Source organism: Rhizocola hellebori (genome assembly GCF_016862955.1).
GTDB lineage: Bacteria > Actinomycetota > Actinomycetes > Mycobacteriales > Micromonosporaceae > Rhizocola > Rhizocola hellebori.
This window is the reverse complement of record NZ_BONY01000099.1, coordinates 21,775-31,737: the sequence shown is the minus strand read 5'-3', so window position 1 is coordinate 31,737 and position 9,963 is coordinate 21,775. Positions and strand designations below refer to the sequence as shown.

Sequence of the window (9,963 nt, the reverse complement as noted above, 5' to 3'; positions counted from 1 at the left end):
GACACCGGCGCGGCGCTGCAATTCATTCTGGCGGTCAGAGCACTTTGGCAAGCCATGGTGCCACCCGCTCTGCGATCATCATGGTTGGAAAATTGGTGTTGGCGGCGGGGATTTGGGGCATCACCGAGGCGTCTGCCACCCAGAGGCCCTGGATTCCCAGCACGGCACAGTGGGAGTCGACCACCGCGCCCATCGCGCAGGTGCCGGTCGGGTGGTGGTAGGTGGAGACGAGGTCTTCCAGGGGTTGCTGGAACACGTCTGGCTCGGCGATCAGGGCGCGCAATGGCGGCGCGGTCACGACCCGCTGCAGCTCTGTCATGGCCTCGCCCAGTTTGACGCGATCCTCGGGATCCGACAGCAGACCCAAATCGATGTTGGGGCTCTCCTGGGGGTCCGCCGACCGAAGCCAGAGCCGGCCCCGCGAACGCGGCTTCATCAGCGCGGCCCCGGCGATGAACGGCAGCGGTCCCGAGGGCGGCCCGCCCACGAACAGCTGCAGATCCGGTATCGGCGAGCCGGAGCTGGCGAAGGTGGCGATGGTCTCGAAACGGGCCTCCAGCATGGTGTTCAGGACAGAGAGGGTGACCGAGACGAGCGCGTGATCCTGCAGTCCGCGCCCCACCGGGAGATCGGCGATGGTGGAAATGCCAAGGGCGGTAAGGTCTTCGGCAGGGCCTATCCCCGACCGCAGCAGGATCGCCGGGCTACCGTAGGCGCCCGCGCTGAGCACCACCGCATCGGCCTCGATCAGCCCGTCGGAAACAACGACGCCCGCGACCTGGCCGCGGGCGATGATGAGCCGTTCCACTAACGTGTCCGGGCGGATGGTTAAGTTCGGGCGCTGGCGAGCGGCCGCAAGGTAGGTCACCGCGGTGCTCTGGTGCACGCCGAGAAGGTCGTTCATGGGCGCGGGGCCCACACCCGACGCGCCGGGCCGGTTGTGGTCGCCGGCCTCCGGATGCCCAACGGACATCGCGGCTTTGACGAAAGCGGAAGACAGCTCGGTCAGCTCCGCGATGGGCTTGCGCCGGATCGCCACCGGGCCGGCGTTGGAGTGCCACGGCTCATGCCCGAAGTCCAGGTCGTTTTCGATCTTTAAGAAAGAGGGCATCACCTCTGGGAAGGTCCAGCCCTCGCCCCACGAGTCGTAGTCGCTGGCCGCTCCCCGCAGGGCGATCGCGGCATTGGTGGCCGAGCAGCCACCAAGTATTTTTCCTCTCGGCAGAAATCCACCGCTGGTCGAGGTGAACTTCCAGAGCATGCTGAGCCCCGTGAATGTAAGGCTGTCCGGTCCGGCCTCCAACAGCAATACCCGTCGGCGTGAGTCTTCGCTGAGGCGCGCCGCGAGCACGCCGCCCGCGGAGCCGCTTCCAATGACCACCACGTCAAACTTCACGTCCTTATTGGACAGTGAGGTGCTTCAGTGCTGGTCGAAGTTGCTTAGGGCAGCTCGGTCAACCTTGCCGGTCGCGGTGAGCGGAAGCTTGTCCAGGAAACGGTAGAGCCTGGGCACCATGGCCGCGGGCAGCGCCCTGGCCGCGTGCTCGCGCAGCACGCCATCGGCCGGGGTGATCCCGGGCGGCGGCACCACGAAGGCGATCAGATCGCCGCTGCCGGAATCGAGCTCCACCACGACATCGTCGACCGACGGATGCCCGGCGAGCACCACCTCGACCTCGGCCGGCTCAACCCTCACCCCGCGCACCTTCACCTGCCGGTCGGCGCGGCCCTTGAAGGACAGGCCCGCGTTCTCGATAGCCACCAGATCCCCTGTGGCGTACCACCTCCCGGGGTGGCCCTCCAGGTGATGGAACGAGGTCTGGGTGCGCTGTGGGTCGCCGAGGTAGCGCAGCGCCAGGCACTCGCCACCCAGGTAGAGCTGGCCCGTCTGGCCCACCGGCACGTGGGCGAACTCGTCGTCGAGGATCAGGGTGTGCACCGATGGCAGCGGCCAGCCGATGCCGATCGGCCCGGACGCGGCCGGATCCACCGGCATCCGGGTGGCCACGACGGTCGCTTCGGTTGGGCCGTAATGGTTTACCAGCTCGTTGAAGGGATGCCCGCCGGTCAGCCGCAACTGGTCGCCGCCGGTGAGCAGGGTGCGCAGCTGCTCGAATTTCGAGCCGTGCCTGATGTACGCCTCGGCCAGAGGCGTTGGGGCGAAAGCGATCGAGATGTCCTTGTCCACCAGCCAGTCGCTGAGGTCCCACGGCGAGGTGCGCACCTCCTCCGGGCCGAACCAGATCGAGGCGCCCGAACACAGATAGGGCCAGGTTTCCCAGATGAACGCGTCGAAGGCGGTCGCGGCCAGGCTCGACGCGCGGTCATGGCTGCCCACCGCGTACTCGACGTTGTGCCAGCGGGCCAGATGCGCCAGCGAGCGATGCCCCACCAAAACCCCCTTCGGGGTTCCCGTCGAACCGGAGGTGTAGATCAGGTACGCCGGCGTCTGATCCGCCTCGGGGGTGTTGGCCGGGAACCAGCCATCGTCCTTCAGCTCGCTCAGCGCAAGGATCTGCGGGCCGGCGGGCGGGTCGCCCCCGCCGTCGCCGACGATGACGGCCTTGGGCTCCGCATCGTCGAAGAGCGCGGTCACCCTGTTGCGCGGCAGGCTCGGGTCGACTACCAACGCCACACAGTTGTTCAGCCAGATGCCCAGCTGCGCGGCGAGCACATGCGGCCCCCGGCTCAGATAGGCCGCCACCACACTTCCGGTGGGCACGCCGCGGCGGGCCAGCTCCGACGCGATCTGCCGGGCCATCTCGTAGAGCGCGCCATAGGTGAGCTGAACGTCCTCACCTGCCGCCGCCAGCGCCATCGGCTGCCGCTGAGCCTGGATCTCCACCAGCTGCGGCACGGAAACCAGAGCGGGCCCGGGGAGGGTGAATAGGTCTGGCATGGCCGATCAGTTTCCTTCCAAGGGTTGGCTGGACGCGGCTACCGCCGATGCGCTCGCGTTCTCCAGGAACTGCAGGGTGGGCACGCGCAACTTGTACCGCTCCCGCAGCAGCGCGATGACTTGCACCGCAAGCAACGAGTGCCCACCCAGGTCGAGGAAGCCGACCTCGGGGTCGACGGTGGAAAGATTGAGCACCTCGCGGAACACAGTGGTCACCGCATCCTGAGAATCCATCGCGGAAAGATCCTTCCTACCAGCGCGGCGTTTCGAGGAACTCGAACACCGCTACCGTCCAGACGTAACCCGCCCCGCTACCGGCCGCCACGAGCAGATCGCCCGGCTTGGGCCGCCCCGACTCGGCCAGATAGGTCATTCCCAGCAGCTCGTCGGCCGCGCCCACCTGCCCGACCGACAGCGCCCAGTCGAAGCTGGTCTTCGTGCGGTCGAAGCCCATCCGGCCGTAGATGCCAAGCTGCGCAACGGGTTCGGAGTAGGTGGTGTGCACCAGGAATTGCACGCTCTTCAGATCCGTGCCGGCCTCCTGAAGGGCGGTCTGCATGACCCAGTCGCCAGTCTTGGCCATCCGCTCCAGAACGCTTCGCAGCGCGAACTCGTCGCGCAGCAGGTAATCGCGCCGGCGCTCGCTGAGATTGATAGGTTTACCCTCCTCGAACGGTGCCGCCGTCCACGGCCCGCTCCCCCGGTCGACGATCTCCAGGGTCGGATCCCCCGCCGACACGCTGGACAGCAGCCGGGCGAAGCCGCCCTGTTTCGACAGCACCATCGCGGCACCCCCATCGCCACAGATGGACCGTTCATCGGCGGTCCATCGGTCGACATAGGGCAGCTGGAAGGCGTCGCCCGCCGTGATTAACGCCGCCTTGGCGCTGGGCCGCGCCGCTACATAGGAGGCCGCCAGCTCCAGCGCCGACAGCCCGCCGTTGCACCCACCGCGTACGTCGAAGGCCGGCCCTCCAATGCCGACAGTCTCGTTCTGCACGAAGCTGGCCGGTGACCACAGGTCACGTCCCTGATGACTGGCGTAGGCGTGCAGCACCAACCCGAAGTCATCGTTGGCCAACCCGGACCGCTCCACCGCGATCCGCCCGGCTGCCCCCGCCATCACCGGCCCCGTCTCCTGATCGCCCGCCACCCTGACCGACTTGTAGCCGTTGGCGGCGCACACCTTGGCGTCGTACAGGCCCTGCTCCACGGCCTGTTCAGTGGTCATCACCCGCTGCGGAAGGTATTTCCCGAGGCCGGCGACATATAGGTTGTCCCATCGCACGCGCGCAGCCTGATCGGCGTCGCTCGAGGGCACCTCAACCGGCGCTCAACCCCGGCCCGGCCGCTTCCTGCGTAGACAGTGTCTACTCGCGTGTGGTAGACACTGTCTATGCCGGAAGCCGATCTCCGCGCCCGCCTGGTCAAGGTGGGCGTCGACCTGCTGACCCGGGATGGCCCGCAAGCCCTCTCGCTGCGGGAGATCGCGCGCAGCGCCGGCGTTTCGCATGGCGCTCCGCGCCGCTACTTCCCGACCCATCAGGCCTTGCTGGCCGCGATCGCCCGGGAGGGCTACCACCAGCTCGGGCAGCAGATCACCGACGCGGTCCGCGACGAGAGCGAGCCCGCGCGGTCGCGGGTGCTTCAGCTCGGCCGCGTCTACCTCGACTTCGCGCGGGGCAATCGCGGCATGTTCGAGCTCATGTTCCGGCACGACCTGTTGCAGGGCAACCAGATCGGCCTGCGCGAGGTCAGCCGGCAGCTGTTCGCGGTGCTGGTCGATCTGGTCGGCAAGGCTCGCCCCGGCGTGTCCGCCACCGTGGTCGCGGGCGCCATCTGGGCCAACCTGCACGGCGTCGCGCTGCTGCGGCAATGGGGCAGCCTCGAAATCGCCATGCAGACCACCGAGATAGACCCCCTGCTGCACGCGTCCATCGACGCCTACCTTGGCTGACCCCGCTCACCGAAGGACTCCCTGAAATGCTTCAGCGCATCCTGCGCCTGGTCCTCGTCCCGTTGGCCCGCATCGTGTTCCGGATGACCATCGAGGGGCGTCATCATGTACCACAGACAGGCCCTGTGATCATCGCGGCCAATCACCTGTCGTTCATCGACAGCTTCGTCATCCCGCTGGTGGCTCCGCGGCCGGTCGCCTTCCTGGCCAAGGCCGAATACTTCCAGCACACCGGCATCAAGGGCTGGCTCATCCGGGCCTGTCTGGTCGACGCCATCGCGGTGCCCCGCGGCGCCCATCGCGCCGCCCAGGCCTCGCTGGAGCTGGCCCTCGAAGTCCTCAATGATGGCAAGGCTTTCGGCATCCATCCCGAGGGCAGCCGCTCCCGCGACGGCCGCCTCTACCGCGGCCGCACCGGCGTCGCCTGGCTCGCACTGGCCTCACACGCGCCCGTCATCCCGGTCGCCGTCCTGGGCACCGACCGCGTCCAGCCCGTCGGCGCCCGGCTGCCCCGGCTGGGCCGCATCACCGTGCGCTTCGGCCAGCCCCTGCACTTCCCCGACCCGCCGGTCAACGCCGCCCAAGCCCGCCGCGTGGTCACCGACGAGATCATGTCGGCGATCCAGGATCTGTCTGGGCAAGAACCGGCCCACTCCTACAACGGGCTCTCAGCCGGCGTCTAGGTCACACCGGAAGGCTCAAAAACCCACGCCGCCAACGGACTCTCCGCCGGCGTCCAGGTCACACCGGCAAACTCAGAGCCCGTGCCGCCAACGGAAGGCGGATGGTGACCCGCAGACCGCCCGAGCGCGCGCCGCCGAACCGAAGCTCGCCGCCGTGGGCGTCGACCACGCCGCGCACGATGGTCAGGCCGAGGCCGTGCTGGGCCCCGGCGGCATCGGACCGGTCGTCCAGCGGCGAAGCCGGCCAGCTCTGCATGCCGGGACCGCGGTCCTCGACCTCGAGCACGGCCCATGCCCCGTGACGGTAGGCGCGCAGCACGATCGAAGGGCTGTCGGTGTGGGTGATGGCGTTCTCGATGAGGCAGTCAAGCGCGGTCTCCAGCCGCTCCTCATCGCCGACCACCATGGCCGGGGCCACCTCGGCGTGCACCGGACGGCCGGCGACCGGAGCCCATCTCTTCGCCACCCGATGGGTGAGCGCGGCGACGTCAACGGTTTCGGTGCCTTGCGCGTCGTGCGCGGCCGCCAGCGCCAGCAGCCGGCCGGATATCCTTTCCAGCTTGCTCAGCTCGTCGAGCACGACCGTGGCGTCTTCGACAATGCGAGCGTCCGTGCTGTCCTCGCGCAGCATCTCGGCGTAGCCGCGGGCGACCGTGATGGGCGTCCGCAGCTCGTGTGAGGCGAGCCGGACGAACCGCTGCTGCATCCGTTTCGCGACGTGCTCCCGCTCGGCCGAGCGGGCCGCCCGCTCGACGGCCGCTATCCGCCGCCTGACATGCCACACCATCACCAGGAACAGCACGGACATGAGCGGGATCTCGGTGACCTCCTCGTAGGCGATCACGCCGTCCTGGGCGTGGCTGGTCAGCGGGATCCCGGTCACCACCGCCACCACGACACACGCGGTCACGGCCCAGCGCAGCGGCCACGCCTGCAGGCCGTACACGATCGCCAGGGAGACCCAGATCAGGTGGAACGGCACCGTTTCCAGCCCCGGACCGAGCCACATCAGCACGACGTTGAGAAACGACCACGCGCACCAGGCGAGGAAGATCAGGCGTCTAGTTCGAGGTGAAGCAGTAGCCGGCATTGCGCACCGTCTCGATACAGTTCGGGTCGAGCTTGGCCCGCAATCGTCTAATGTAGACATCCAGGACGTTGCTCGACGTGTCGAAGGTGTAGCCCCACACCTCGGCCAGCAGGTCCTCCCGGCGGCAGACCCGGTCGGCGCGCTGCATCAGATGGTGAAGCAGCACGAACTCGCGCTGGGAGAGCTCGATGTGGCGTCCGTCCACGGTGGCCGTGCGCCGTTGCAGATCAAGGGAGACCGGGCCGGCGTTGAGCCAGCGCCGGAAGCTGACCGCAGGCGGCTCGGCCGCCCGGATCCTTACCCGGGCCACCAGCTCGGCCACCGCAAACGGCTTGGCCAGGTAGTCGACGGCGCCGTGCCGGAAACACTCGACCTTGGTCGCCACGTCGCCGATCGCGGAGAGCATGAGGACGCGCTGGCCGGGCTGCTCGGCGAGGATCGCCTTGAGCACGTCGAGGCCGCTGAGCCCAGGCAGGATCAGATCGAGCACCACCAGGGCGTAATCCTCCTCGGCCGCGAGCCGGATCGCCTCCGCGCCGGTGCCCGCAACGGTCACCGCATGGCCGTCTCGCTCTAACGCGCGCGAGACGAACCGGCAGATTCGAGGTTCATCGTCTACCACGAGGATGCGGACCATTCGGCTGTCCTCCGGGGAGCATGCTCCGGTGGGGATCGCCCCTCATGCTGTCCCTCAGACGGCTTTCTGACAACCGACATGACGGTCGGCTGACAGACAGATGAAACGATTGTCATCTATGAGCCGGTTGTACCGGCCAGCGCGCATCGTGTTGCCCATGCTCACCAGACGCCAGTTGCTCAAGTCCGGAACGGTCGCCGGCGCTGCCTCGCTCCTGATCCCGGGAATGGTGCGCGCGGTGCCGGTGCCCGGCGGCACGCTCGACCCGACCACCCTGCCCAAGTACGTGACCCCGCTGTTCGTCCTGCGCACGATGCCCAGAGCAGGCGGCGGCCCATCCGGGGTGGACTACTACGAGATCGCCGTCAGGCAGTTCACCCAGCAGATCCTGCCGCCCGACCGCCCGCCCACCCAGGTCTTCGGCTACGGAGCGGTAGCCGACGCCGCCTCGTTCCACTATCCATCGGCCACCATCGAAGCCCGCGTCGACCGCCCGGTCCGGGTCAAGTGGCTCAACCAGCTGACCACCTCGTCGGGCTCGTACCGATCGCACCTGCTCAGCATCGACCCCACCCTGCACTGGGCCAACCCGCCGGGCGGCACCTCCGGGCGCGACACCCGTCCCGAGTTCACCAGCACCCCCGGCCCCTATCGGGGACCTGTCCCCATCGTCACCCACCTGCACGGCGCGCATGTCACCGAGGAAAGCGACGGATATCCGGAGGCTTGGTACCTGCCCGCGGCCCGCAACATCCCGTCCGGCTTCGCGCGCGTCGGCTCGTTCTACGACCACTTCCGCGACGAGGCGCGCAGCCGTTTCGGGGTCAGCTGGGACCCCGGTACCGCCGTGTTCCAATACCGAAACGATCAGCGGGCCACCACGCTCTGGTACCACAGCCACGAGCTGGGCCTCACCCGCGTGAACGTCTATGCCGGGCTGTCCGGCTTCTACCTGTTGCGGGGCGGCGCTACCGATCTTCCGGCCGGCGTGCTGCCTCGCGACGGATTCGAGATCCCGCTGGTGATCCAGGACCGTTCCTTCAACGCGGACGGCTCGCTGTTCTTCCCCAGCGGCCGCGACTTCTTCGGCGACGTCCCGCCGGGCGGGCCTTTCATTCCGGAGACCGACGTGTCGCCGATCTGGAACCCGGAGTTCTTCGGCAACACCATCGTCGTCAATGGACGGACCTGGCCTTCGCTGCGGGTCGAGCCGCGCCGATACCGGTTCCGCGTGCTCAACGCTTCCAACTCACGGTTCCTGATGCTCAAGGTTGTCACCAACCCGCTGGCCAGCCGGCCCGCGTCGGCTGCCCTGCCGCTGTGGGTCATCGGCGCGGACGGTGGTTTCCTGCCGGCCCCGACCCGAGTGGATTCGCTGACCGTGGCCCTCGCCGAACGCTACGACGTCATCGTGGACTTCACCGGCATACCAGCCGGCACCCAGCTCTATCTGATCAATGAGGGTCCTGATGAGCCGTTCGGGGGCGGTCAGCCTGGTACCGACTTCGAGCCCGCAGATCCGCAGACCACCGGCCAGGTCATGCGTTTCACCGTCGGTTCGCTCAGCGGCCCCGACACCTCGGTCGCGCCGAGCCAGCTCAGCCTGCCCGGCTTTGGGCGCCTGGGTTCCGCGTCGCGTACCCGGCGGCTGTCTCTCAATGAGATGATGTCCGGCTTCTTCGACGCGCCGGCCATGGCGATGCTCGGAACCGTGGGCGCTGACGGGATTCCGCACGAGCTGCACTGGTCTGACCCGGTCACCGAAAACCCGGCCCGGGGCGCGACCGAAATCTGGGAACTGCACAACTTCACCGAGGATGCGCACCCGATCCACCTGCACCTGGTCCAGTTCGAGGTGCTCAGCCGCCAGCCCTTCGACGGCGCCGCCCGGCCGCCGGCGCCTTGGGAACGCGGCACCAAGGACACCGTGATCGCGCTACCCGACGAGATCACGCGGGTGAAGGCCAGGTTCGACATCGCCGGCCGCTACGTCTGGCACTGCCACATCATCGATCACGAAGACAACGAGATGATGCGCCCTTACACGGTGAGCTGAGCGATTCCGAGCCGCATAGGCCCTGCCGCCTATGCGGCTCGGAGCAAAATGGTGCCGCCCAGAAGTATGAACACGATCGGCACGATCCAGTGCCCGAACCGCTCGATGACCGCCACCACCCGGCGATGCGAGCCCAGCCACGACCCGGCCACGCACCACACCGCCACCAGCACAGCGAAGACACCGATGGTTATCACGGTGTCGGCTACGCCTATCGTGCGGAACAGAGGCGTGTAGACAGAGATATTGTCGGCGCCGTTGGCGATGGTCACCGCCGCCACAGACACCACGCCGGTCGCCACCTTCACCGGCTCGGGCTCCTGCTCGCCACGTGCCCGGATCGCCCGGATCAGCCCGCGCACGCCCAGCCCGAGCGGAATCAAGCCGAGCAAGCCCACCCACCGGTCCGGCACCACCGCCAGCCCCGCCGCGACCGCCACCGACACGGCCACCAGCACAGCGATGCCGGTATATTGCCCGGCCCAAATCTGCCACGCCTTGGGCACACCCATGGCCCGCGCCGAGGTGAACAGCACCGCCAACACAATGATGTCGTCAACGTTCGTTCCCGCGAACACCCCGATCGCCGCAGCCACCGCGCCCAATGCCATCCCCCTTCCGTGTTAGTCCGAACGCTCCGG

The 9,963-nt window shown here is 68.1% G+C and carries 10 protein-coding genes; 3 read left to right on the top strand and 7 right to left on the bottom strand.

Annotated features, from left to right (window positions below; genetic code table 11):
- Window positions 1–34 precede the first annotated feature (34 nt).
- Genes Rhe02_RS43045 through Rhe02_RS43030 form a run of 4 tightly spaced genes read right to left on the bottom strand, consistent with a single transcriptional unit; the run spans window position 35 to window position 4,187 of the window.
- Entirely contained in the window at window positions 35–1,396 is a 1,362-nt protein-coding gene (locus tag Rhe02_RS43045) for a GMC family oxidoreductase (RefSeq protein WP_203914308.1), read from the bottom strand.
- Between the two features lie 24 nt (window positions 1,397–1,420).
- A complete protein-coding gene (locus Rhe02_RS43040; RefSeq protein WP_203914307.1) occupies window positions 1,421–2,899 on the bottom strand; it encodes an amino acid adenylation domain-containing protein in 1,479 nt (492 codons plus the stop codon).
- A gap of 6 nt (window positions 2,900–2,905) precedes the next feature.
- Window positions 2,906–3,133, bottom strand: a complete 228-nt coding sequence (locus Rhe02_RS43035) for an acyl carrier protein (protein ID WP_203914306.1) — start codon at window positions 3,131–3,133, stop codon at window positions 2,906–2,908.
- Between the two features lie 16 nt (window positions 3,134–3,149).
- Complete coding sequence (locus Rhe02_RS43030; RefSeq protein WP_203914305.1) at window positions 3,150–4,187, bottom strand: ketoacyl-ACP synthase III family protein; 1,038 nt, start codon at window positions 4,185–4,187, stop codon at window positions 3,150–3,152.
- A gap of 108 nt (window positions 4,188–4,295) precedes the next feature.
- Here Rhe02_RS43030 and Rhe02_RS43025 point away from each other — a divergent pair, with 108 nt between their 5' ends.
- Together Rhe02_RS43025 and Rhe02_RS43020 are read left to right on the top strand one after the other, a co-directional pair.
- A complete protein-coding gene (locus Rhe02_RS43025; RefSeq protein WP_203914304.1) occupies window positions 4,296–4,856 on the top strand; it encodes a TetR/AcrR family transcriptional regulator in 561 nt (186 codons plus the stop codon).
- 26 nt (window positions 4,857–4,882) lie between these two features.
- Complete coding sequence (locus Rhe02_RS43020) at window positions 4,883–5,539, top strand: lysophospholipid acyltransferase family protein (protein WP_203914303.1); 657 nt, start codon at window positions 4,883–4,885, stop codon at window positions 5,537–5,539.
- Window positions 5,540–5,597: 58 nt separating this feature from the next.
- On the opposite strand, the gene Rhe02_RS43015 is transcribed toward Rhe02_RS43020, so the two are convergent.
- Together Rhe02_RS43015 and Rhe02_RS43010 are read right to left on the bottom strand one after the other, a co-directional pair.
- Window positions 5,598–6,548, bottom strand: a complete 951-nt coding sequence (locus Rhe02_RS43015; protein ID WP_203914302.1) for a sensor histidine kinase — start codon at window positions 6,546–6,548, stop codon at window positions 5,598–5,600.
- Between the two features lie 52 nt (window positions 6,549–6,600).
- Window positions 6,601–7,266 (bottom strand): response regulator transcription factor, encoded by a 666-nt coding sequence (locus tag Rhe02_RS43010; protein WP_203914301.1) that lies wholly within the window; start codon window positions 7,264–7,266, stop codon window positions 6,601–6,603.
- Between the two features lie 157 nt (window positions 7,267–7,423).
- Here Rhe02_RS43010 and Rhe02_RS43005 point away from each other — a divergent pair, with 157 nt between their 5' ends.
- Window positions 7,424–9,322 (top strand): multicopper oxidase family protein, encoded by a 1,899-nt coding sequence (locus Rhe02_RS43005; RefSeq protein WP_203914300.1) that lies wholly within the window; start codon window positions 7,424–7,426, stop codon window positions 9,320–9,322.
- Window positions 9,323–9,351: 29 nt separating this feature from the next.
- Here Rhe02_RS43005 and Rhe02_RS43000 read toward each other — a convergent pair whose 3' ends face one another.
- Window positions 9,352–9,933 carry a cadmium resistance transporter gene (locus Rhe02_RS43000; protein WP_203914299.1) on the bottom strand — a complete coding sequence of 194 codons (582 nt, stop codon included), beginning with the start codon at window positions 9,931–9,933 and terminating at the stop codon, window positions 9,352–9,354.
- Window positions 9,934–9,963 lie beyond the last annotated feature (30 nt).

What these genes read in the sequence shown, in the direction of transcription:
- Rhe02_RS43040 (WP_203914307.1), bottom strand. Translation starts at nt 2,899, where the DNA reads ATGCCAGACCTATTCACCCTCCCCGGGCCCGCTCTGGTTTCCGTGCCG.
- Rhe02_RS43035 (WP_203914306.1), bottom strand. Translation starts at nt 3,133, where the DNA reads ATGGATTCTCAGGATGCGGTGACCACTGTGTTCCGCGAGGTGCTCAAT.
- Rhe02_RS43025 (WP_203914304.1), top strand. Translation starts at nt 4,296, where the DNA reads ATGCCGGAAGCCGATCTCCGCGCCCGCCTGGTCAAGGTGGGCGTCGAC.
- Rhe02_RS43020 (WP_203914303.1), top strand. Translation starts at nt 4,883, where the DNA reads ATGCTTCAGCGCATCCTGCGCCTGGTCCTCGTCCCGTTGGCCCGCATC.
- Rhe02_RS43015 (WP_203914302.1), bottom strand. Translation starts at nt 6,548, where the DNA reads ATGTGGCTCGGTCCGGGGCTGGAAACGGTGCCGTTCCACCTGATCTGG.
- Rhe02_RS43010 (WP_203914301.1), bottom strand. Translation starts at nt 7,266, where the DNA reads ATGGTCCGCATCCTCGTGGTAGACGATGAACCTCGAATCTGCCGGTTC.
- Rhe02_RS43005 (WP_203914300.1), top strand. Translation starts at nt 7,424, where the DNA reads ATGCTCACCAGACGCCAGTTGCTCAAGTCCGGAACGGTCGCCGGCGCT.
- Rhe02_RS43000 (WP_203914299.1), bottom strand. Translation starts at nt 9,933, where the DNA reads ATGGCATTGGGCGCGGTGGCTGCGGCGATCGGGGTGTTCGCGGGAACG.